20 protein-coding genes are annotated in these 23,269 nt (G+C 70.4%); 10 read left to right on the forward strand and 10 right to left on the reverse strand.

The window, feature by feature from the left end; translation table 11 throughout:
• The 4 genes from OG804_RS31055 to OG804_RS31070 form a co-directional block, all read right to left on the reverse strand.
• Positions 1-1,011, reverse strand: coding sequence for a phytoene/squalene synthase family protein (locus tag OG804_RS31055; RefSeq protein WP_328392190.1), 1,011 nt, complete (start codon positions 1,009-1,011; stop codon positions 1-3).
• Positions 1,008-2,681, reverse strand: a complete 1,674-nt coding sequence (locus OG804_RS31060) for an alpha-(1->6)-mannopyranosyltransferase A (RefSeq protein WP_328398855.1) — start codon at positions 2,679-2,681, stop codon at positions 1,008-1,010. Before OG804_RS31060 ends, OG804_RS31055 begins: the two co-directional genes overlap by 4 nt.
• A 74-nt stretch (positions 2,682-2,755) precedes the next feature.
• Positions 2,756-4,342, reverse strand: coding sequence for a phytoene desaturase family protein (gene crtI, locus OG804_RS31065; RefSeq protein WP_442941682.1), 1,587 nt, complete (start codon positions 4,340-4,342; stop codon positions 2,756-2,758).
• Positions 4,343-4,421: 79 nt separating this feature from the next.
• Entirely contained in the window at positions 4,422-5,546 is a 1,125-nt protein-coding gene (locus tag OG804_RS31070) for a polyprenyl synthetase family protein (protein WP_442941920.1), read from the reverse strand.
• Positions 5,547-5,753: 207 nt separating this feature from the next.
• Here OG804_RS31070 and OG804_RS31075 point away from each other — a divergent pair, with 207 nt between their 5' ends.
• Complete coding sequence (locus OG804_RS31075; protein WP_442941683.1) at positions 5,754-6,755, forward strand: methylenetetrahydrofolate reductase; 1,002 nt, start codon at positions 5,754-5,756, stop codon at positions 6,753-6,755.
• A gap of 49 nt (positions 6,756-6,804) precedes the next feature.
• Here OG804_RS31075 and OG804_RS31080 read toward each other — a convergent pair whose 3' ends face one another.
• The 6 genes from OG804_RS31080 to OG804_RS31105 form a co-directional block, all read right to left on the reverse strand.
• Positions 6,805-7,161: a hypothetical protein gene (locus tag OG804_RS31080; RefSeq protein WP_328392192.1), complete on the reverse strand. Its 357-nt coding sequence runs from the start codon at positions 7,159-7,161 to the stop codon at positions 6,805-6,807.
• A 104-nt stretch (positions 7,162-7,265) separates the two neighbouring features.
• Positions 7,266-8,423 carry a glycosyltransferase gene (locus OG804_RS31085; RefSeq protein WP_328392193.1) on the reverse strand — a complete coding sequence of 386 codons (1,158 nt, stop codon included), beginning with the start codon at positions 8,421-8,423 and terminating at the stop codon, positions 7,266-7,268.
• A 41-nt stretch (positions 8,424-8,464) separates the two neighbouring features.
• Positions 8,465-9,244: an LppM family (lipo)protein gene (locus OG804_RS31090; protein WP_442941684.1), complete on the reverse strand. Its 780-nt coding sequence runs from the start codon at positions 9,242-9,244 to the stop codon at positions 8,465-8,467.
• A gap of 16 nt (positions 9,245-9,260) precedes the next feature.
• Complete coding sequence (locus OG804_RS31095) at positions 9,261-10,094, reverse strand: carotenoid biosynthesis protein (protein ID WP_328392195.1); 834 nt, start codon at positions 10,092-10,094, stop codon at positions 9,261-9,263.
• Positions 10,091-11,656 carry a phytoene desaturase family protein gene (locus OG804_RS31100; RefSeq protein WP_328392196.1) on the reverse strand — a complete coding sequence of 522 codons (1,566 nt, stop codon included), beginning with the start codon at positions 11,654-11,656 and terminating at the stop codon, positions 10,091-10,093. The genes OG804_RS31095 and OG804_RS31100 overlap by 4 nt, the downstream gene beginning before the upstream one ends.
• Positions 11,653-12,267 (reverse strand): GNAT family N-acetyltransferase, encoded by a 615-nt coding sequence (locus OG804_RS31105; protein WP_328392197.1) that lies wholly within the window; start codon positions 12,265-12,267, stop codon positions 11,653-11,655. Before OG804_RS31105 ends, OG804_RS31100 begins: the two co-directional genes overlap by 4 nt.
• Positions 12,268-12,508: 241 nt before the next feature.
• Here OG804_RS31105 and OG804_RS31110 point away from each other — a divergent pair, with 241 nt between their 5' ends.
• The 9 genes from OG804_RS31110 to mraY all read left to right on the forward strand — a co-directional run bounded on the left by OG804_RS31110 (position 12,509) and on the right by mraY (position 23,240).
• Positions 12,509-12,901 carry an SAV_6107 family HEPN domain-containing protein gene (locus OG804_RS31110; protein WP_328398859.1) on the forward strand — a complete coding sequence of 131 codons (393 nt, stop codon included), beginning with the start codon at positions 12,509-12,511 and terminating at the stop codon, positions 12,899-12,901.
• Between the two features lie 195 nt (positions 12,902-13,096).
• Positions 13,097-13,531 carry a DUF3040 domain-containing protein gene (locus OG804_RS31115; protein WP_328392198.1) on the forward strand — a complete coding sequence of 145 codons (435 nt, stop codon included), beginning with the start codon at positions 13,097-13,099 and terminating at the stop codon, positions 13,529-13,531.
• 473 nt (positions 13,532-14,004) lie between these two features.
• Positions 14,005-14,436, forward strand: a complete 432-nt coding sequence (gene mraZ / locus OG804_RS31120; RefSeq protein ID WP_328392199.1) for a division/cell wall cluster transcriptional repressor MraZ — start codon at positions 14,005-14,007, stop codon at positions 14,434-14,436.
• A gap of 281 nt (positions 14,437-14,717) precedes the next feature.
• On the forward strand, positions 14,718-15,695 hold the full coding sequence (gene rsmH / locus OG804_RS31125; protein ID WP_328392200.1) for a 16S rRNA (cytosine(1402)-N(4))-methyltransferase RsmH: 978 nt from the start codon (positions 14,718-14,720) through the stop codon (positions 15,693-15,695).
• Positions 15,696-15,930: 235 nt separating this feature from the next.
• On the forward strand, positions 15,931-16,953 hold the full coding sequence (locus tag OG804_RS31130; protein WP_328392201.1) for a hypothetical protein: 1,023 nt from the start codon (positions 15,931-15,933) through the stop codon (positions 16,951-16,953).
• Positions 16,950-18,911, forward strand: coding sequence for a peptidoglycan D,D-transpeptidase FtsI family protein (locus tag OG804_RS31135; RefSeq protein WP_442941685.1), 1,962 nt, complete (start codon positions 16,950-16,952; stop codon positions 18,909-18,911). Before OG804_RS31130 ends, OG804_RS31135 begins: the two co-directional genes overlap by 4 nt.
• Positions 18,912-19,000: 89 nt before the next feature.
• Entirely contained in the window at positions 19,001-20,617 is a 1,617-nt protein-coding gene (locus OG804_RS31140) for a UDP-N-acetylmuramoyl-L-alanyl-D-glutamate--2,6-diaminopimelate ligase (protein ID WP_328392202.1), read from the forward strand.
• Complete coding sequence (locus tag OG804_RS31145) at positions 20,614-22,167, forward strand: UDP-N-acetylmuramoyl-tripeptide--D-alanyl-D-alanine ligase (RefSeq protein WP_328392203.1); 1,554 nt, start codon at positions 20,614-20,616, stop codon at positions 22,165-22,167. The genes OG804_RS31140 and OG804_RS31145 overlap by 4 nt, the downstream gene beginning before the upstream one ends.
• Positions 22,164-23,240, forward strand: a complete 1,077-nt coding sequence (gene mraY / locus OG804_RS31150) for a phospho-N-acetylmuramoyl-pentapeptide-transferase (protein ID WP_328392204.1) — start codon at positions 22,164-22,166, stop codon at positions 23,238-23,240. Before OG804_RS31145 ends, mraY begins: the two co-directional genes overlap by 4 nt.
• The last annotated feature ends 29 nt before the right edge of the window (positions 23,241-23,269 follow it).

A 23,269-nucleotide genomic window follows, 5' to 3' on the forward strand; every position in this document is an offset into this window, starting at 1 on the left:
TCAGGCCCGGAACGCCGCCCCGGCCGCCAGCCGTATCCGCTGGTGTGCCGGGACGACCGCGCGCCGCGCGAACACGGTGTAGCCGCTGTCCTCGATCCGGTCGAGAATGGCCGCGTAGAGGGTCGCGGCGGTGCGGATCGCCGGGCGTACCCGGGGGTTCAGCAGAGCTGTTCCCGGTGCCGCCCGGCGGTAGAGGTCGCGGTTGACGGCGATCAGATGGGCCAGGGCCCGGCGGACGCGGCGTTCGGTGCGGCCGGTGCGCCGGCAGTGCGCGAGCAGGTCCTCGTCCACCCCGAAGGCGGCGAGCTCGGTCGTGGGCAGATAGATCCGGTCCCGGTCGAGGTCCTCGCCGAGATCGCGCAGGAAATTGGTGAGCTGGAAGGCGTTGCCGAGCGCGGCCGCCGCGGGTTCCGCGTCGGCCACCGGGCCGACGGTTCCCAGTACCGGCAGCAGTTGCAGACCGATGGCGGCGGCCGAGCCGCGCATGTACTCGTGCAGTGCGGGCATGGTCGGGTAGCGGTTGCGGAACAACGGGGATTCGGGGATGTCCATCCGCATCGAGTCCAGGAAGGTCCAGAAGTGGCGCGGGTCTATCGCGAATCGATCGACGGTATCGGTCAGCGCGCGAGCGACGGCGTCGAATTCGGCGGGTAGTGCCGTCGGCGGAGGGGCCGGTCTATCGGCGCGGGTGAGCGTCCAGGCGTGCCGGAGACGGTATTCGATGGCGTCCAGCGCCGCCAGGGCTTCCCGTGAGCCGTAGGCGGCCGGTGTATCGACGATATCGTCCACCGTGCGGGCGAAGGCGTAGAGCGCGTGCACGGCCGGGCGGCGATCGGCCGACAGCAGGCGGGTGGCCGAATAATAGGTACGCCCGTGTGCCGCGGCGATACGTCGGCAGAGTCGGTAGGCGTCCGTGAGCGTCGTGTGCTCGGTGTCGAGATCGGCCGGGGTTCTCCCCGGCGTGCCGGAGTGCGGCAGTGCGCCGGATCTCGCCTCGTGCGCGTCGTTCACAGACCGCCCGTGACCGCGGGCGCGGGTGTCCGGGCGACCGCGCGCGGAGTGCCGCGCAGCCGCAGCGGGTCGACCGTGCGCAGTGACAGCGCGGCGACCACGGAGGCGAAGGTCGCGGCCGCGACGTGCCAGAAGTTGTAGAGGCCGATCGAACCGTCGGGCTGGAACACCAGCATCAGCCAGGTGCAGACACCGACCAGCGTCATCAGTGTGGTGGTCGACAATGCGAAACCGGCGGCCAGCGCCAGCGGCCACGAGTAGTACCAGGGCAGCGCGGCCGGCGAGAGGATGACGATGGCGACGAAGGCGATCAGGATGCCCAGCACCGCGTCCCGTTCGGTGAGCTTGAACCGCCACCACGTCCACACCAGCAGCACCACCAGCGCGAGCATGCACAGCATGCGGGTCACCTCGAGCGACGAATCCAGCCCGAACGGACTGATCCAGGTGGTGGCGTGCGCCATGACCGTCGGCAGCGACAACCAGTTGATGATCTTGCGCGACCCCGACAACGCGGTGAGCCAGCCGATTCCGACGCCCGCGATCGCCGACGCCGCCACGAAGACCGCCGCGAACACCGCGAGACCGAGGGTCGCGATCTTGGCGAACATCTTCCAGTGATGGGCCAGGAACTCGCGGCTGGTGGTGGCCAGGGCGGCTCGCTGTCCGTCCTCGGCGCGGCGGTCGCGCTCGTGCAGCATCCAGATCCACACCAGGAACGGCAGCGCGACGCCCGCGGTCGCCTTGATCGCGACCCCGATCGCCACCACCACGATTCCCGCCACATGGTGACGTTCCAGCACCAGCGCGATACCCGCGCACATCAGGCCGACCATCAGCATCTCGTTGTGCACGCCGCCGATCAGGTGGATCAGCACCAACGGGTTCAGCACCGCGAGCCACAACGCGACGGCGGGCCGGCCGCCGAGATGTTTGGTCAGGTACGGCACCGCCCACATCATCAACGCCAGGCCGGGCAGCATCACGAACCGCAGGGCGATCGTGCCGCCGACGACGCTGTCCCCGGTGACCGCGGTGATCGCGCGGCCCAGCAGCAGGAACACCGGGCCGTAGGGCGCGGTGGTGGTGGTCCAGACGGTGCTGACGTTGTCGAGCAGGATTCCGGGGTTGGCGACCGGACCCACCTGATACGGGTCGAATCCGTCGCGCAGCAGCGCACCTTGGGCGAGATAGGAGTAGGCGTCCCGGCTGAACATGGGGACCGCGAACATCAACGGCGCGATCCAGATGCCGACGATGGCGCGCAGTTCGTTGAGCCGCACCTCACCGGAGTGGCCGCCGAAGCCCAGGGTGATCCGGCCCAGCCGCACCCAAGCCGCGACCATCATCAGCACACCGGCCCAGACGCAGATCATCGACAACGCGTATCCGTGGCCGAAGCGCAGCCAGGACAGATGCACCGCCTCGAGGAGTGGGTCGCGTTTGCGCACACCGCCGGCGCCGAAGCCGCCGAAGGTGATCATGAGCGCGCCGGCGAACCCGAGTAGCGCCGCGTGTCCCTCCGGGCTGCGCAGGAAATCGGCGCAGAACCGGAGCCAACCCCAGAAGCCCGGCGCGAAACCGGCACGTCCCGGTATGCGCGCGGGCTGCGCGTGGGGTGCGGCGACGCCGGTGTCGGAGACCGGAACGGTAGTGGCTGTGGTGTGCATATGGGGGGCTGGCATCTGGTGTCGGTCCCCCCTGAATGGTCGGCGGTCGCAACCGCGGGTGTGTAGGTCGGCGCTCAGTTTACGGCTTCCGTCGCGGAAGCCCGCCGGACGGTGGCAGGGGCGCGCGTTCGGACTACGCGATTCTCGCCCACAACCCGTTGCGCCGCGAGTTTTCCCGACAGCAGCGCCGTCGGTACACCGACCCCCGGTGTCGTGCCGCATCCGGCCAGGACCACGTTCGCGCTGCCGCGCGCGAGATTCCGGGTGCGGAACGGGCCGGTCTGACGGAACAGGTGCGCGGCCGAGAACGGCGTCCCGGCGAGCATGCCCTGATCCCGCCAGGTCGCGGGCGTGTCGAGACGGTCGACGTCGAATCGTGTCGCGATCCCGTGGTAACCGCGCCCTTCCAGCACCGCGAGCAGTTCACGCAGGTAGGCGGGGCCCAGCCGGTCCCACTCCAGCGGCGCCGAATCCAGGTTGGGGCAGGGAGCGAGCACGGAGAACGGTTCGTACCGGGCGCCGCCGCGGGAGAGGTACAGGCCGGCGTCGCTGAGTGCGGGCCGGGTGAGCAGCAGTGACGGATCGCTCATGAGCCGCCCGCCCCGGCGCGGCGTGATCTCGGCGAAGGTCCGCGCCCAGGCGGCGCCGAAGTCGATCGTGTGATGTGCCTGCACCGGCCATGTTTCGGCGATCTCGGCCGGTACGGTCCCGTGCGCGACGACCGCGGACGGTGAGGCCCGCAGCCCGCGCCTGGGCCGCGCACCGAAACGGTCCAGCGATCCGAGGTCCGCGGTGACCACGACCGCGTCACAGGGGAGGGCCCGTCCATCGGCCAGCCGCACCTGCCGGGCGCGGCCCCCGGCGTATTCGATCCGGGTGACCTCGGTCTCCAGTTCGAGTCGGCCGCCGGTCGCGGTGAGCGCCCCGGCCAGGGTTTCGGCGACCGATCGCATACCGCCGTCGGGGAAGTAGACGCCCAGGGCCGTGTCCATGTAGGGGATCGCGCCGTATACGCCGAGCGCCTGTGCGGGCGCGGTGCCCGCGTACAGCGCCTGGAAGGTGAACAGGCGGGTCAGCCGCGGATCGCGCAGGGTGCGGGAAACCCGATCGCCCAGCCGTCCGAACGCGCCCAGCCGGATCAGGTCGAGCAGTGCCGCCCGCTTCTCGGGGATACGCACCATATCCAGCGGTGAATCGAAGTTCGCCGCCAGGAACTGCTCGTATTCGGCCCGGAAGACCCGGCCCAGCCAGTCCCGCAACCGCCGATACCGGGCGGCCTCCTCCGGCCCGTAGGCCCGGGCCACTTCCCTGCTCATCCGGTCGGGGTCGGAGAACACCCGCAGGTCGGAGCCGTCGGCGAAACGGGCGTGATAGGCGGGGGAGAGCGGCCGGATCCGCAACGGCGGGTCGGCGCTCGCTGCGTCGAGGCCCACGGCGGCCAGCGCGTCGTCGACGAGCTCGGGGAGGGTGAGAACGGTCGCGCCGGAATCGATCTCGTAGTCGTCGAACCGGTACCGACCGACCCGGCCCCCGACATGATCGGCACGCTCCAGCACCGTGACCGAGCAGCCCGCCCCGGTCAGGTGCAGCGCGGCCGACAGTCCGGACAAGCCGGCTCCGACCACGATCACCCGGTTCACCGGGCCCGCCACCGTTCTCACGGCTGCCCCGGTGGCGTGCGGTCTCGTCCCGCCCGGCCGCGCGCGGTCGTCCGCCGCGGTCGTCCGCTGATCTCTGCGTTCACGCCGCGCGCCGGGTGGCGGCCAGAGCCATCTCGCGGAGCCGTGTTTTCGCCTCCGGGGTGGCCGAACTCGCGTCGATCGCGGTCAGGCCCTGGTCGGTGAGCGCCGTGATCCGCGCCTCGACCGCCTCGACCGCGCCGAGTTCGATGAGCAGCGCGCGCAATTCGCCGACCTGCTCTTCGGAGAGGTCGGTGCCGATCTCGGCGCGCAGCTTGCCGGCCGCCGCCGGGTTCGTCTCCGTGGCCCGCTGCAGCGCTTCGGCGACCAGTACGGTGCGCTTACCCTCGCGTAGATCGTCACCGGACGGCTTGCCCGTCACCGCGGGATCGCCGAAGACTCCGAGCAGATCGTCGCGGAGCTGGAAAGCCGTCCCGATATCGGTGCCGTAGGTCCGGTAGGCGGTGACCAGCTCGGGGCCGGCGTCGGCCAGGGCCGCGCCGAGGTGCAGCGGGCGTTCCACGGTGTAGGCGGCGGTCTTGTACCTGTTGATCCGCAGCGCCGCGGCCACCGATTCGTCGCCGCTGGCCTCGCCGTGCACGTCGAGCAGTTGCCCGCCGAGCACCTCGGTGCGCATCCGGGACCACACCGGAGCGAACCGGGCGAGCGCCGCCGGATCGAGTCCCGCGCTGTGCACCATATCGTCGGCCCAGGCCAGCGCCAGATCACCGAGCAGGATCGCCACCGACTCGCCGTAGTGCGCGGAATCCCCGGCCCACGCCGAGTCGCGATGCCGCTGCTCGAAGTCCACGTGCACCGTCGGGAAGCGGCGCCGGGTCCGGGAGCAGTCGATGATGTCGTCGTGGATCAGCGCGCACGCCTGGACCAGTTCCAGGGCGGAGCAGGCCCGCAGTACGGCAGCCCCCTCGACGCCCGCCGGATCGCCGCCCGCGCCCAGCCAGCCCATCCACGCGAAACCGGGCCGGGTGCGTTTACCGCCGCGCAGCACGAACGATTCGAGCGCCGTCACGCTTTCGACGAACACCGGGCCCAGTTCGGCGACCGCCTCGCGGCGGGTGGCGAAGAACTCGGTGAGTGCGTGTTCCACGGCGGTGACGAAGGCCGCGGTCCCGGGGACGGCCGAAGTGGGACCCGACCGGGTCGGAGTACCGGTTCCGGCGGACAGGGTGACCTCCCAGTTCGTAGTTCCGCCGCGGGCGCGGCCACCGGTGCAGGCGTCGCCGTGCCCCGGGGCCGGAAGCGACCCGCGTTCGCCCGCCGCGCGGCGGGACCTGATCGCAGAATACGCGCGCGAGGGCGCCGCCCGGGATCGGGTGGCGGGCCGGACGGGAGACCGTCAGGGCCGGTCCGGGCTCCGCTTTAGACTGGGCCGGTGACTTTCGACAACGCGCGGGGACTCCCGACCCCTGGCCGGCCGTCCCCCACGTCACCGGACGTCTCCGCGACGCCTTCGGTCGTGCAGAGCTTGAGTCGGCATTCCGGCTGTGCCGTGCCGTTCTCGGTGGAGTTCTCGCCGCCGCGCGACGAGGCGGGTGAGCAGCGGCTGTGGCGTGCGGTGCGCACGTTCGAGCGGATGCACCCGGCGTTCGTATCGATGACCTACGGCGCCGGCGGCAGCACCCGTGACCGGACCGTGCGGGTCACCGGTGAACTCGCCCAGCAGACCACCCTGCTGCCGGTCGGTCACCTGACCGCCGTCGGGCACAGCGTCGCCGAACTGCGATCCATCGTCGGCGCGTACGCCGATTCCGGAATCAGCAATATCCTCGTGCTGCGCGGGGACCCGCAGGGAGACCCGCTGGGTGAGTGGCACAAACACCCCGAGGGGGTGGAATACGCCGAGGAACTGGTGCGGATCGTGCGTGATCTCGGGGACTTCCATGTCGGAGTGGCCTCGTTCCCGCAAGGACACCACCGCTCACTCGACCTGGACCAGGACACCACCTACCTGGCCGCGAAACTGCGTGCGGGCGCGGAATACTCGATCACCCAGATGTTCTTCGACGTCGAGGACTATCTGCGGCTGCGGGATCGGATCGCCGCCTGGGATCCGGTGGAGGGCGCCAAACCGATCATTCCCGAGCTGATGCCCATCACCTCGCTGCGGACCGTGGAACGCGCCGAGCAGTTGTGCGGCCGCCCGCTGCCGGCCCCGGTGCTCGAGCGGCTCCGGCGGGCCGCGGGTTCCGGACCGGAGGAGGATCGCGCGGCCGTCCGGGCCGCCGGGATCGAGATCGCCACCGAGATGGGGCAGCGGTTGATCGCCGAGGGCGCCCCCTGCCTGCACTTCATCACCCTCAACTTCGCCAAGGCGACGTCCGAGGTGCTGACGAATCTCGGTTACGGAGTGACCACCGCGCCGATCAGCGCCTGATCCGACGTCGCCGAGCCGGAACCCGACAGCAGTCGATTCGGGGCAGGGCTCAGTCGGTGGTCGCGTAGACGCGGACCGCGGTGCGGCCGTCGTGGCGGACGACCTCGAGCGCGTGGTCGTCGTGCCGCAGGATCAGCCCGGGCGCGCCGTCGACCGGATCGAGGATTTCGATACCGGCGATCCGGTCGCCGTCATGGTCGAGTCGATCGCCCGGCTTCGCGGCGATGAACACCCGACCGTCGACGACCCACCAGGTGCCGGGGAGGCCGGGCAGGCGCTCCGGTGACTCACTGAGCCAATGCCGTGCGACGGGATCGGTGCCCTGCGGGCTGCGCAGCCGGACCGAGTATCGGTCGAGCCATTGCGTCCACGCGGTATCGACGCTGGTGTGGCCGACGATGGTCATGGTGCAGCCTCCTCGAAACCCCGGGCCCCGCGGGGCCCCGCCCGCCGGTCGTGCCGGGCGGGTTCATCATCCGTTCCGGTCCGTACCGGGCACAAGAGCCAGAATCAGTGAGAATCCAGGCCTTGGCAGGGGGTGAGAGAGCGTCCACGCCAGGTGAGAGCGTTGCCGCGGCGCGCGCGGTGTGAGTGTTGCCACAGGTACAGGTAGGTGGCGACGGACATCGGGTGCGCCAGCGCGGCGGTGAGGTCGCGCCGGTGCGGCCACCGGCCGGTTTCCATACTCCGGGCCAGCATCCGGCCGGCGCCGGCGGCGGCGTACCCGAGCAATCCGATGCGGCGGATCCGGCCGCGGCCCAGGACGGCGGCGAGCGGCGGGAGCCAGTATGCCCACGCGGCCGCTGTTCCCACCGCGAGACCGCCGGGAACCGAACCGCCGTAGGCCGACCAGAGCCATCGGCTGTAGCCGGCCGCGAGATCGTCCGGGCCCCGGTACATCCGTGTCCGGGCCAGCTCGCCCGCGGCGGCCACCGCCGTACGGTATCCGGCGCGGCGGAAAACCCGTGCGATATCGAGGTCCTCGGTGACACTGCCGGCGACCGACCGGTGCCCGCCGACCGTGCGGTATCGCGCCGCGTCGACGACCAGGAACTGCCCGCAGGCCACGACGGTCGACGTGCGAGTACCGCGGTCGGCGAACGCGACCGGCAGGGTGGACGCCCACGACCAGCACAGCAGCGGCTGCACCAGACGCTCGACGGTCGTCTCCGCCCGCTGCTCCGGCCACGGCGCCAGCAGGGCGAGGCCCTGCCTCCGCAGCCGGGTCACCGCCGCGGCGACGGCGGTGGGCGCGAGCCGGATATCGGCGTCGAGGAAGACCAGGACTCCCGGATCCCCGCCGGATTCACGCGCATGCTCGGCGAGCGCGGCGCAGGCCGCGGCTTTGCCGGTCCAGCCCGGGGGCGGATCGGCGGTACTGCGCAGGAGTACGCAGCGTGGGTCGTCGTCCATCGCCCGAAGGGCGCGTTCGGCCGTGCCGTCGGTGGAGGCGTCGTCGAGGACGAGAATCCGCAACCGCCGGATATCGGTCTGGGCGCGCAGGTCACCGATCAGAACGGGTAGCAGTTCGGCTTCGTCGCGTGCGGGTACACAGACAGTCACGGATTCGGTGACGGGTGCGACGGTGGCGGGCAGCCTGGGCACCGTGATCCGGTTCCAGGCCGTGAGCGCGGCGCCGCCCACGGCCAGGCCGGTTCCCGCGGTCACCGCACGCCGGCTCCACCTCCGCGGATCTCGCGCGGCGGATCTCACGCGTCGGTCTTGACCTGATCCCACCAGCGGCGCAGGGAGAACCCGGCCGGAGATCCGGGAGCGGGTGGATTGCGATCGAGATAGGCGAGGGCGATGACCAGCGCCGCGATGGCCAAGGTGATACCGCCGACGATCCCGGCCCAGCCCGCGAACGAGCGGGTATTCGGATCGGCGTAGCCGACCTCGGCCCGGACCGTGCTCACCTCACCGGCGGGCAGTTTCCAGGAGACCACGGAATCGCCCTCGCGGGTCCCGTTGGTCTTGGCCACCCGGGCCGGGAAAGCAACGCTGAGCTGCACATCGGATCCGTGCGGGGCCAGCGTTTCCAGGTCCACCCGGCCGCTGAGGCTGACCAGGTCGCCGTTGCGCTGGAATTTCAGCTGGAACAGCCCCTGGGCCTGCTCCGAGAGTTGCCCCAGCTGTTCGACCTCGCCGAAGTTCAGGTCGTCGAAGTACACCTCGCTGCCGACGTACCCGTCCTGGTTGTACGGCTCTATTCGCACCTTGGTCGCCAAGGCTTCCGGGGCGGTGAACTGTGGGCCCTTGTCCTCACCGTTCTCCGGGACGACCGCCGCGACGATCCGGCCCGAGACCCGGTCGTTGGACGACAACCCCATCGACGCCTGGACGCGCAGGCAACCGGCCAGCGCGGGCGTCAGCAGGGCCGCCAGGACGAGGGCCGCCGCTATCCGTATCCGGAGCGGACGGCGTGAGCGCGGCGCGGGGACCGGAGAGCCGGGTTTCGCGGTAACGGGACTCGGAGGCACGGATGACATGGTGCCAGGCCGGAACTCACCCACGCCATGCGACGGGCCCGACAGATCCGGTATCGCGGCCGGCCGCCGGCTGCCCGGCCGCGCGAACCAGCCCGACCAGCAGCGGAACCCCGAGGACCCCGAGCACCAGACCGCCGTACACCGCCGAGTACGGCAGCCCGAGGAACACCGCGTGCGCCAGCGCCGACCCGAGCCAGGTCCACAGGAACATCAGTACCGGGACCGCGTTGCGCACGGATCGGTCGGCGGACCGCTCCCACCGGGCGAGCGCCGCGGCCATCACCGCCGCCACCCCCAGCCAGCCGAGATAGTTGGTGCCGGGGATGGACTCCAGTCCCGGCAGCCCCGAGCCGGTGGTCTGCCAGGTCCATTGACCGTCGGCCACCATCTGCGGGTCCAGGAACAGATCCCAGCCCACCGCCCCGACCGCGGTGGCGGCGATCCGCGTCACCGGTGTGGTGCACAGCAACCCGGTGACCACCCAGATCGGGTACAGCCCGCCGGTCCACGCCAGCGGCACCACGAGCGGTACGTCGAACAGTTCCGGACCGATGCGCCCGTCGGCGTAGTCGTAGGCGCCGAACGGGACCCCGGTCGCCGTGCCGACTGCTTCGGCGAGCAGTCCGATCCCGGAGACGATCACGGCGAATCCGACCGCGTACCGGATCCCGCGGGTCACCGCGGCATGCAGCAGCGCCGTGCCGGCGGCCAGCACCACCACGGCCACCGTCACCGCGTCGCGGGCCGAACCGCTGGTCAGCGGGTAGGCGATCTGCGTCCCGACCAGCAGCGCCAGGAATCCGGCGGGCAGCGCGTCCGCTGTCCGGCGCCCGTGTCCGGGCACCGTCATCGGCGCAACCACGCGCGCATCCCACGGCCGTCCTGTAGTGCCAGGCGGGCCGCGGTGCGCCCGCTCGCGCCCGATACGCCGCCGCCGGGGTGGGTCGAGGCGCCGGTGAGGTACAGACCCGGGGCCCCGGGCACCCGGTGCCCGGACAGTTCCGGCAGCGGCCGCCACATCATCATCTGGTCGAGGCTCATCTCCACGTGCATGACGTTCCCGCCGCGCAACCCCATCTCCGTTTCCAGATCGACCGGGGTCTGTACGTGCCGGCGCAGCACGGAGGCGGCGAAACCCGGTGCGTGGCGGTCCAGTTCCGCGATGATCCGGTCGCCCTCGGTTTCGGCGTGCCGTGCCCAGCCGCCCGGTTCGGCGAGCCGGTAGGGGTGCCATTGCGACCACAGGGAGACTTGGTGCTGCCCGGCGGGCGCGATACTCGGGTCCAGTGCGCTGAAACTCATGGCGAGCACCACCGGCCGCGGTGGCAGCCGCCCGCCGAGCGCGTTGCCGTGTGCCGACGCCAGCCGGCGGCGGTCGGAGACCAGCAGCTGTAATCCGGTCGCCGACTCGGCGGCCGTGGCCCCCGGATAACTGGGCAGCGCGCTGGTCGCGGCCCGGACCACCATGCCGATTCCGGGTCCCACCCTGATCTGCCGTCGCCACCGGTCGAGCGGTTCCGGATCGAATCCACCGGCCCGCAGCAGTTCCAGCGTGGTGAGGATATGGGTGCCGGCGATCAGGGTCGGGGCGTGGTATTCCCGTCCCGCGGCGGTGCGTACCCGCCAGCCGTCCCTCCGGCGGGTGAGTGCGGTGGCGGCGTCACCGGCCACGATTTCGCCGCCGTCGGACCGCAGGCGTGCGACCAGCGCCTCGGTCAGCGCTCCGCTCCCGCCCACCGCCCGCCCCGGCGGAAGGGTGTGCATCAAGGCCGCGAACGCGACCATGGGTGCGGTTCCGGGCTCCGACATCGGCGGTCCGGACTGGGCCCCGAACCAGGCCAGCGCGGCCTTGAGGCGTTCGTCGTCGAACCAGGTGTCCAGCAGCGCGTCACCGGACTGCAGGAATTCCCGGGACAGGGCGCTCCCGCCGCCGCGGGCGTCCAGGCCCCAGAACGAGCGCAGCAACCGGCCGGGGGTAGGGGCGCCGCCGAACGAACGCATCACCCGCCGCGCGCGCGGCTCCCAGACGCCGACGAACTGCCGGTACGCCGCGGCGTCCCGGTCGCCGCAGGCGCCGGCGATGGACGCGCAGGTCCGGTCGAGGTTCCGATGGAAGACGATCGGCGCCGCCCCGGTGTCCGGACAGGCCGGGGCGAAGGCCCACGGGTCGCAGTCGAGATAGCGCAACCCGAACCGGTCCAGTTCGAGCTCTTCGATGATCCCGGTATGCCTGATCATCAGGTGCGCCGAGGACCCCCGGTCCACTCGATGTCCGGGGAATCGTTCCACTGTCGAAACGGCTCCGCCCAGGACGACATCGCGTTCGAGCACCCGTACCCGCCGCCCCTCCCGTGCGAGATAACAGGCCGCCACCAGCGCATTGTGACCGGAGCCGATGATCACCACGCTCATGACAGCGGGAGCGACCGGCCGAGGATGCCGAACCGGCGGTTATCGCCGGCGAACACGAAATCACGCAGGACGTCGCGGAACCCCATCCGCCGGTACAGGCGCCAGGCCCGGTTGTCCTCCGCGCACACCTCGGGCGTCGACAGCAGCACGGCGCGCTCGGGTCGGTTCCGTAGCAGTTGTTCGAGCAGGATCGCGCCGATGCCGCGACCCTGCGCGCTCGGATGTACATGGAGTTCGGTGAGTTCGAAATAGTCGCCGAGCAGCTGCTGGGCGGCCGGCTCCGGCCAGCCGGCCCGGCGCATCCCCGCGTGCACCTGTTGCTGCCACCACTGATGAGGCCCGCCACGATAGCCGTAGGCTATTGCCACGATGGGGGAGCGGCGCAGGTCGAACTCGCCGTTGTCCTCGGGCACCACCGCGGCGACGGCCTGCCAGCCCGCGCGGTGGGTGTGTTCGGTCCACATCGGCGCGCGATGATGCTCGGTGCCGCGGGGATATTCCATTGCTGCGACGTACACCGCCAGCGCGTCGTGGAGCCGGGCGCGCAGCGCGGCAACCGAGAGGTCGACGACGACCGGGGCGGGGAGATGGTTCGACTTGACGGCGGTCATTGCGGTATCGGTGGGCTCTTTCGCGGTCGGCGGGCCGGAGCTGCGGATTTCGGGCACGCGAACATGTCGGTGGTCGTCTCTATATTCAAGCTCGAGCCAAACGTTCGAATGCCTGTTCGGCTCCCACGGTGCACCTCAGCCTGCCATACCGGTGGACCGCCGCGGGGTGCCACGGGCGAGATACGGAGGGACGGCCATGTCCGACCGAAGCGTTCACCCGGTGCAACCGGGCCGGGCCGGGATGTTGTTACGGCGCGCCGACGGACTGCTCATGGAGGCCGCGGGGGAACGGGATCCGCGGGAACGGTTCCGCGTCGCCTACCTGGCCGCGTTGCGCGGGGCGGGGGCGGTGCTGGCGCTCACCGGAGCCGACGCCGCGCCCCGGGCGCGATCGCGTAACGCGTGGGTGATGTTGCAGCGCGCCGCCCCCGAATTCGTGATGTGGGCCGACTACTTCAGTGGCCATTCCGCGACCAGAGCGGCGCTCGAGGCCGGTCTGCCCCGGGCGATCGACGATGCGGAGGCGGACGAGTTCTCCTCGCGGGTGGGCGCATTCCTGCACGACGTCGAGGACCTCATAGCCCCGGCGGCACGGCTGCGGGCGGCCGGTGAAGGCGGCGGCGCGCCGCGCTGACCGTCGCCGTCAGTGGCCGGACCTCTGCTTTCGGCTCCGGGCGGGATTCGATCCGGCGACGAACTTCGTTCGGCTGCACCCATATGGTGGTACGGCTCTTGGCGAACTCGTATCATTGATGACAGATAGCCGCCAAGGGGTTATCTGTCGCCTACCCGGAGGCGACAGCCACGTCCTAGTGCCGGGGGAGGTACCGTGCCACTCTCCGAGCACGAGCAGCGCATGCTCGAACAGATCGAGAGCGCTCTCTATGCTGAGGATCCGAAGTTCGCGTCGTCCGTCCGCGGTGGACGTCTTCGAACGACCTCTAGTCGTCGCAGACTCCAGGCCGCGGCCTTGTTCGTACTCGGCCTTGTCCTACTCGTCGCGGGTATCGCCCTTCCGGTGAGACCAGGCGGCTTTCCGATCATCAGTCTGGTCGGGTTCATCGTGATGTTCGGTGCGGGAGTGCTGCTCCTGCTCGGCAGCGCCAAGGGCGGTGCGCCGGGCCGGGGCGGCGGTTCGTCGGGCGATTCGCCCGGGACATCCGGGCCGGCGGAACGAGCCGGTGGCCGCGGCCGCCAGCGTCGGACCGGCGGGTTCACCGAGCGGATGGAGGACCGTTTCCGCCGGAGGTTCGAACAGGATTAGCCGGGCAACCGAACCGGCCACAACGATCGACAGCGGTGCCGCACCGGATTTCCGGTGCGGCACCGCTGTCTGTACGGGTACCGCCCGTCCTGTGGGATGCCGGGTGGGCGGGGGTCGCGGCGTGTCCCCGCCCGCCCATTTCCCACATCGCTCCACCGGGCCCCTCCGCACTGCCCCACCGCGGCGGCGGAGTGGGTGTGAACAGGGGGTTTGCTGGAAGTTGACGGGGGATGTCCGAGTCGGCCCGCGTGGACGCGCGCGAGGAGGCAGGGCCCGCGAAAAGTTCACCCCGTGAGTGATAGCTGGGATGACCTGCGAAATCGGACGGCCGGGGAGGCACATCACCCCGTGTTTCGATTGAAAGTGGGGGAAAGTGGGGTAATGTGGAGCGCGCACTACAGGAGAGGCCGTAAGGCACTCGGCCGGCGCAGTCGGCCAACACCATTCGAGGTGGTCCGGTAGGAGGTATCGGGTTGTTTCTCGGTACTTACACACCTCGTCTGGACGACAAAGGGCGGCTCACGTTGCCCGCGAAGTTTCGAGATGATCTGGCGGGAGGGTTGATGGTCACCAAAGGACAGGACCACAGCCTTGCCGTGTATCCGAAGGACGAGTTCAGTGCACTCGCCCGGCGCGCCGCGTCGGCATCCCGGAGCAACCCGCAGGCGCGGGCCTTCGTCCGGGCGCTGGCGGCGGGAACGGACGAACAGACGTTGGACGGGCAGGGCCGGATCGTGTTGTCGGCCGAACATCGCCGGTACGCCAACCTCACCCGCGACTGTACGGTCATCGGTTCGGTCGACTTCCTGGAGATTTGGGACAAGCAGGCGTGGGAGACCTACCTCGCCGAGCACGAGGAGGACTACGCAGAAGCGAGAGACGAGGCACTGGGCGGAATCTTCTAGCCCGCGCGAGTGCCACGCGGCCTCTGCCCGGATGCGGACCCTGACGTACTTCCCCGACGCCAGGTGCCGCTTCGGTCAGAGACCCCGCGGCATTCGTACATCACCGATTTCCCGCTGTCGCAATTCCTGTGAATGCGCTGGATCGGGTGATGTCGGCGCGGCCGTATCTCACGCAATCAATTGTTCGACCGCTTCGGCACCGGTATCCGCACCGAGAATCCGGGTGCGATGCGACCCGAATCCGGTCGTCACGGGGCCAGGCACGAATCCGGGAGGTCGATTTGAACCGTGAGCAGCACGGCACACGACACGTACCTGTTCTGCTCACTCGCGCGGCCGAATTGCTCGACCCGGTAGTCGACGGTCCGGCGGCGGTGTATCTCGACGCGACACTGGGTCTCGGCGGCCACGCCGAATACTTCCTGCGGACCCACCGGGATCTGCACCTGGTAGGACTCGACCGCGATACCCGCGCGCTCGCGCTCGCCGGTGATCGGCTCCGGCCCTACGAAGACCGGATCACCCTGGTACACACCCGATACGACGGGATCGCCGATGCGCTCGCGGCGGCCGATCTGCCCGCCGTCGGCTCGGTGAGCGGCATCCTGATGGATCTCGGTGTCTCGTCCATGCAATTGGACGAGGCCGAACGAGGTTTCGCCTACTCGGTGGACGCACCACTGGATATGCGGATGGACGCCACCACCGGCCCGACCGCCGCCGATGTGCTCAATACCTATAGTCAGGGCGAAATCGCGCGGGTGCTGCGAGTTTACGGTGAGGAACGCTTCGCGAATCGGATCGCCGCCGAGGTCGTCCGACGCCGGGCCCGGCAGCCGCTGCATACCAGCGCCGAACTGGTGAGCCTGCTCTACGACACCATTCCCGCGCCCGCCCGCCGTACCGGCGGGCATCCCGCCAAGCGGACCTTCCAGGCCTTGCGGGTCGAGGTGAACGGCGAACTCGATTCGCTGCGGGCGGCATTGCCGGCGGCACTGGACGCGCTGCGCCCGGGCGGCCGGATCGTCGTCATGTCCTACCAGTCGCTCGAGGACCGGGTCGTCAAACACGAACTCGCCGATCGCGCGAAATCCAGGACCCCGGTCGGCCTGCCGGTCGAACTTCCGGGCATGGGACCGGAGTTCCGCATTCTCACCCGTGGCGCCGAGCAAGCCGGCGCCACCGAGATCGAGGAGAACCCACGCGCCGCGCCGGTCCGGATGCGCGCGGCGGAGAAAATCGTGCAGGAGGCGGGATGATCCGGAACACCGGCACCATCGGCCGTGGCGGTTCAGCCGTTCGCCCGGCGCCGAATTCGGTTGTCTCCGTAGCCCGGTTCCGGTACGACGGTGCGTATGCGATTACCGGATATCGCATCGATGTCCAGAGTGCCGCGGTGGTGTCGGAGGAGCACCGACCGGGTACGACGGACCACAGGAGCGGAGCGCGCGGGTCGATACCGCGGGCCATCACACCGATACGGGGGTATCAGGTATGAGTGTGGGCACACGTACCGAGACCGGGCGTCCGGCGCGCCGGGTGCACGACGCGGAGCGGGTGAGATCCGGTGCCGCACAACGGGCTTACGCCCGGCGCCGACAGCGCGCCGCGGGCCCGTCCGATACGGCGCCGGCGGTCGCGGCGAGGTCCGAGTTGGCCGGGCGGGGTCCGTTCGTCGCCGCGATCCTCGCCATGTTCGGCTGCGGTCTCGCGCTCACCCTGGTGCTGACCACGCGCGCCGCCGAGGACAGCTACCAGCTCAGTGACGCCCGCGAAGCCAACCGGGTGCTCTCCGATGAACGCGCCGCCCTGCAGCGCGAAGTGGCCGCGGCCGATTCCGCGCCCGAACTCGCGGCCCGCGCACGGGAACTCGGGATGATCCCGGCGGAGGACCCGGCTCGCCTGGTGGTCGCCCCGGACGGGACGGTCACCGTGGTCGGTGAGCCGAAGCCGGCCCAGGGCCCGCCGGCGCCGCCGCTGAACGCCCCTCCCCGTCCCGGGGCGCCGGGCGCCGGCGCGGATCCCGGGGAGCGGATCGTCCCGGTTCCCGCGCTGCCCCGTACGGACTCGGCTGCCCCGAACCAGGGCAACGTACTGGCCGCGCCGAGCACCGCCCCGGCCCCGGTACTGCAGGGCCCGGAGACCGCTCCTGCGCCGGGCGATCAATTCGGTGCCCGATCGCCCGTACCGGACGCTCCGGCTCCCGACTCGGTGCAAGACCCCGACGGTTCGGCTCCGGCGAATGCCGAGGTGCCGCCGCCGGCTCCGCCCGAGGTAGTCGATCCGGCGGGAGAGTCCGCGCCGATCGAGGGGGCCGCCGTCGCGCCGGCCGATGCCCCGCTACCGGCCGACGTGCCGGCCAACGGAGTGCCCACTCCGGTCGCGCCGCCCGCCGAGAACGGAGTACCCGCCGGCGGCCCGGTCGCCGCCGATGTCCCGGCTCCGGAGGTCGCCGGCGTCCCGCCCGCCGGCACCCCGCGGCTGCCGCCCGACACGACGGGTGAGGAGATGCGATGAACCGGCGCGGGTCGGGTCGCGGACGCGATTCCGCGCCGAGATCCGGTGCCGCGGCCGGCCGCGGCACCGGCAAGAAACGATCCGCCGAGGTCGCCCGATCCGCGCCTCCCCGATCCCGGCCCCCCGCGCGACCCCGCACCGGCCGATCCACCCCGGACGGCCCGGTCCGGATCCGGCTCGGCGCCGGCCGGTTGATCATGTTGGTCGCGCTCACCGTGGTGGCCCTGCAACTGCTGTGGCTGCAGACGATCGCCGCGCCCACGCTGTCCGCGCAGGCGGCCGGGCAGCGCACCGCGTACCAGGATCTGCCCGCCACCCGCGGCACGATCACCGACCGCAACGGTAAATCGCTGGCCTTCACCATCACCGCCCAGTCGCTGAACTTCCAGCCGATCCGGGTGCGCAAGGATCTCGCCGACGCGCACACGAAGGACGATTCCGCACCCGAACCCGATCGGCGGCTCGAAGACATCGCCCGTACCGTTCACCAGGTCCTCGGCGACGAGGGGCCGCCGGAGTCCGAACTGCTGGACAAACTGCGCAGTGACCAGACCTTCGTATATCTGGCGCGCAATGTCGACCCACGCAAGGCCGACGAGATCACCGCGAAGTTCCCCGAGGTCGGAACCGAGCGCCAGGACCTGCGTGAATACCCGGGCGGATCGCTCGCGGCCAATATCGTCGGCGCCACCGGCTGGGACGGGCACGGCCGGGTCGGGCTCGAAGCCTCGCTGGACTCGGCGCTCGCCGGCACCGACGGGTCCTACACCTACGACCGCGGCTCCGACGGCGCGGTGATACCGGGCAGTCTGCGCGACCGCCAGCCCGCGTTGGACGGCAACAATGTCGAGCTCACCCTGGACTCCTATCTGCAGAACTATGTGCAGCAGCAGGTACAGCAGGCCAAGGACCGATCGGGCGCGAGATCGGCCTCCGCGGTGGTGCTGGACGCCAAGACCGGCCAGGTGCTGGCGATGGCCAACGACAACACCTTCAATCCGGCGCTCGGTCCGCAGCACTGGGACCCGGCCGGACTCGACAATCCGTCGGTGACCCAGCCCTTCGAACCCGGTTCGGTCAACAAGGTCGTCACGGCCGCGGCGGCCATCGAATACGGGCTCACCACCCCCGAAGAGGTACACCAGGTGCCGGGCCGGATCGATATGTCGGGGGTGACGGTGGGCGACGCGTGGGAGCACGGTGTGGCCCCCTATACGACCACCGGGATCTTCGGTAAATCGTCCAACGTCGGCACCCTCATGCTGGCGCAACGGGTGGGGGAGGACCGGTACGCCGATATGCTCGACCGCTTCGGTCTGGGGCGTCGCACCGAGGTCGGATTGCCCGGCGAGAGTTCGGGTCTGCTGCCCGCCCGGGATCAGTGGTCGGGCGGCACCTTCGCGAACCTGCCCATCGGACAGGGTCTGTCGATGACGACACTGCAGATGACGGGGATGTACCAGGCGATCGCCAACGACGGGGTCCGGATACCCCCGCGCATCGTGCGCGCCACCGTGGCGCCCGACGGAACCCGCACCGAGGAGCCGGCGCCCGAGGGGGTCCGCGTGGTGGGCGCGCAGACCTCGCGCACGTTGCGCACGATGTTCCAGTCGGTCCTGCAGAACGATCCGACGGGCGTCCAGATGGGCACCGGGTCCGCTGCCGCCGTCGACGGGTATCGGATCGCCGGGAAGACCGGGACCGCGCAGCAGGTCGACCCGAACTGTGGTTGCTATTCGAGTTCCTCGTACTGGATCACCTTCGCCGGTATAGCGCCCGCGGACAATCCGCGCTATGTCGTCGGCATGATGCTCGACGCGCCGGTGCGCAGTTCCGACGGCAGTGGCGGACAATCGGCGGCACCGCTGTTCCACAACATCGCCTCGTGGGCTCTGCAGCGGGATCGGATACCGCCGTCGAGCGAACCGGAACGGCAGTTCGTCCTGCAGGCGTCGTGATTCGGCGAACCGGATTGTCCGACCGTGACGTGGCGTCGGTAACCTGACTCGTCGTCGTATCCGCGCTCCATCACGCAGAGAGGAACCCTGTGCCCGCGCAGTCCAGCCAGCACGCGCTGCGGCCGGCCCGGCCGCTGTCGACCCCGCTGCCCGACCTGCTGGATCTGATCGACGCCGAATCTCGGCCGCCGGTCGCCCCCGACCTGCTCGTCACCGGGATAGAACAGCGCTCCGACGCGGTGTTACCCGGTGACCTGTTCACCGCGTTACCGGGTGCCCGTGCGCACGGCGCGCGGTTCGCCGCGGACGCTGTGCGCCGGGGCGCGGTCGCCGTACTCACCGATGCCGCGGGCGCCGAGCTCGCGGGTGAACTCCCGGTGCCGGTCCTGGTGCGTGAGAATCCGCGCGCGATCCTCGGCGAGCTGTCCGCGGTGATCTACGGTCAGCCGTCGCAGCGGTTGCGGATCATCGGGATCACCGGCACCTCCGGTAAGACCACCACCTCGTATCTGGTGGAGGCGGGTCTGGCCGCGGGCGGCCTGTCCACGGCTCTGATCGGCACCATCGAGACCCGGATCGGCGGCCGGCGCGTTCCGAGCGCGCTCACCACCCCGGAGGCTCCGCAACTGCACGCCATGTTCGCGCTCATGGTGGAGCAGGGTGTGGACGCGGTGGTGATGGAGGTGTCCAGCCACGCGCTGGCGCTGGGCCGGGTCGACGGGGTGCGGTTCGCGGTGGGCGCGTTCACCAACTTGTCGCAGGACCATCTGGATTTCCACGCCGATTTCGAGGACTATTTCGCCGCCAAGCGCCGGCTGTTCGAGCCCGAATCGCCGGTGGCCGCCCGTACCGCGGTGGTGTGCGTGGACGACGCGTGGGGACGTCGCCTGGCCGACGGCCTGGCCGCGCCGGTGCGGGTCTCGACGACCGAGTCGGCGGATTGGTCGCTGACCGGCCCGGCCCGCGCGCACAGCGGCGAACAGGAATTCACCGCGGCCGGGCCGCAGGGCGACACCGTCGTCCGGTTGCGGCTCCCCGGTGACTACAACGTCGCCAACGGCTTGCTCGCACTCGCGATCTGCGCGGCCGCGGGAGTCGCGCCGGCGACCGCCGGGCCCGCGCTGGCCGCGGTGGATGTGCCCGGCCGCATGCAGCGGGTGGAGCGGGGGCAGGAGTTCCTGGCTCTGGTGGACTACGCGCACAAACCGGCCGCCGTAGAGTCGGTCATCTCCACCCTGCGCACCCATCTGGCCGACGCGGGGAGCCGGGGCAGGCTGGCGGTGGTGGTCGGCGCGGGCGGCGATCGGGACACCGGAAAGCGCGGGTTGATGGGCGCGGCCGCCGCGCGCGGGGCGGATCTGCTGATCGTCACCGACGACAATCCGCGTTCCGAGGACGCGGCCGCGATCCGTGCCGCGCTGATCGCGGGCGCGCGCAGCGTTTCGGAGGAGCAGTGCGGCGAGGTCCGCGACATCGGTGACCGGACAGCGGCCATCGAGGCGGCTGTCGGCTGGGCGAACGCCGGTGATGTGGTGCTGGTGGCGGGGAAAGGCCACGAGGTAGGGCAGGAGATCAACGGGGTGAAATATCCGTTCGACGACCGCGAGGTGCTCGCGGCCGCGATCGATTCGACATTGCGGCACAGTTCCGGGGACGCGGACAACGGTTCGTGGCCGAACGGCGCGGAGGACTTGACAGTTTCATGATCGAAATGACACTGCGGGATATCGCCGAGGTCGTGGGCGGACAGCTGCACGACCTCGGTGACCCGGAGGTGAGGGTGACCGGATCGGTCGAATTCGATTCGCGCCGCGTCGGTCCCGGGGACATCTTCCTCGCGCTGCCCGGCGAGCGCGTCGACGGCCACGACTACGCGGCCGCGGCGATCGAAGCGGGTGCGGTCGCGGTGCTGGCCGCCCGGCCGGTGGGCGTACCCGCCATCGTCGTCGAGCCCGCACCGGAATCGGTGCCGTCGAATTCGCTTGCGCTGAGCCATGATTTGACCGGGGCGGGCGCCGCCGTGCTGACCGCGCTGGCCGCGCTGGCACGGGAGAGCGTTTCGCGCCTGGTCGCGGCCGGCGGGCTGACCGTGGTCGGCGTCACCGGATCGTCGGGTAAGACGTCGACCAAAGATCTGCTGGCGGCGGTGCTCGCGCCGCTCGGCCCGGTGGTGGCCCCGCCCGGATCCTTCAACAACGAACTGGGTCATCCGTGGACCGCTCTGCGCGCTGATCCCTCGACCCGCTTCCTGGTATTGGAACTATCGGCCCGGGGGCCGGGGCATATCGCGGCGCTCGCCCGGGTGGCGCCCCCGAGTATCGGAGTGGTGCTCAACGTCGGCACGGCGCATCTGGGTGAGTTCGGCAGCCGCGAAGCGATCGCCAAAACCAAGGGCGAACTCGTCGAAGCTCTGCCGGCGACCGGTCTGGCGGTATTGAACGCCGACGATGCGCAGGTCAGCGCGATGGCGGCGCGAACCGAGGCCAGGGTGGTGACGGTTGGGCACTCCGCCGGCGCGCGGATCCGGGCCACCGGGACCACCCTCGACGATGAGGCGCGGGCATCGTTCACGCTGCACACGCCGCTCGGCGACCGCCCGGTGACACTCGCCGTGCACGGAGAACACCAGGTCGGTAATGCGCTGTCGGCGGCCGCGGTGGCGCTGGAATGCGGTGCCGATCTGGACACCGTCGTCGCGGCGCTCTCCGGCGCCCGCGCGGCGTCGGCGCGGCGGATGGACGTCCGCACCAGCGGGGCGGGGGTCACGGTGATCAACGATTCCTACAACGCCAATCCGGATTCCATGCGGGCCGCGCTGAAAGCGCTGGTCACCATGGCCCGGTCCGGCGACACGCCCCGGCGGAGCTGGGCGGTTCTCGGCGAAATGGCCGAACTCGGCCCGGAATCGGTGGTGGAGCACGACGGTATCGGGCGCCTCGCGGTCCGCCTGGATGTGGACCGGCTCATCGTCGTCGGCACCGGACGACCCTCCCGGGGCATGCACCAGGGAGCGGTCATGGAAGGCTCATGGGGTGAGGAGTCGGTGCTCGTCCCGGATATCGAAGCGGCCGTTGAACTGCTCGACGCCGAAGTCGGCGCGGGCGACGTGGTGCTGGTGAAGGCATCGCAATCGGTCGGCCTGTGGGCGGTGGCGGAACAACTGCTGGCCGTGGGTGAGAAGGACACGGGTGCCGGCACACCGGCATCCGGCGGCGCCGGCGCCGCCGACGGGGTGAGCACGGAGGCAGTGCGATGAGACAGATCTTGTTCGCGGCGGCGATCGCACTGACGGTGTCGATCCTGTTGACCCCTTTGCTGATCCGGATATTCGCCCGGCAGGGTTTCGGTCAGGAGATACGGGTCGACGGTCCGGCCAGCCATCAGTCCAAACGCGGTACACCCACCATGGGCGGGGTGGCGATCATCATCGGTATGTGGGCCGGCTACCTCGGCTCCCATCTGATCGGGATCGGCTACGACGCCGAGGGACCCACGGCCTCGGCGCTCTTGGTGCTGGGTCTGGCCACCGCGCTGGGCGTGGTCGGTTTCATCGACGATTTCATCAAGATCCGCAAGGGTCGCAACCTGGGTCTCACCGCCGCGGGCAAATACCTGGGACAGATCACCGCGGCGGTCGTCTTCGGTGTACTGGCGCTGCAGTTCCCGGGGGGCAGCGGACTTTCCCCGGCCAGCCGGCAACTGTCCTATGTGCGCGATATCAACACCGTCTCCATGAGCGTGGTGGTGTTCCTGGCCTTCGTCTGCCTCATCGTCGTCGCCTGGTCGAACGCGGTGAACCTGACCGACGGTCTGGACGGACTGGCTGCCGGATCCATGAGCCTGGTGATGGGCGGCTACGTCGTCATCACCTTCTGGCAGTACTACCACTCCTGCGAGACCAAACCCGAGACCGGCTGTTACAACGTGCGCGACCCGCTGGATCTGGCGCTGGTCTGCGCCGCGGGTACCGCCGCGTGTATCGGATTCCTGTGGTGGAACGCCGCGCCCGCCAAGATATTCATGGGCGATACCGGATCCCTGGCGCTCGGCGGTCTGCTCGCCGGGCTGTCCATCACCACCCGGACCGAGCTGCTGATGGTCGTCATCGGTGCGCTGTTCGTCGCCGAGGCGGCCTCGGTGGTGCTGCAGGTGGCGGTTTTCCGGACCACCCGCAACCGGTTGTTCAAGATGGCGCCGTTCCATCATCATTTCGAGCTGAGCAAATGGGCGGAGACTACGGTGATCATCAGGTTCTGGCTGCTGGCAGCGATAGCCTCGGCAGCCGGACTCTCGTTGTTCTACAGCGAATATCTCTCCGCGGTCGGGTGAGCTGACGATGGAGGAACATGCGCCGCGGG

Source organism: Nocardia sp. NBC_00416 (genome assembly GCF_036032445.1).
In the GTDB taxonomy this organism is placed as follows: Bacteria; Actinomycetota; Actinomycetes; order Mycobacteriales; family Mycobacteriaceae; genus Nocardia.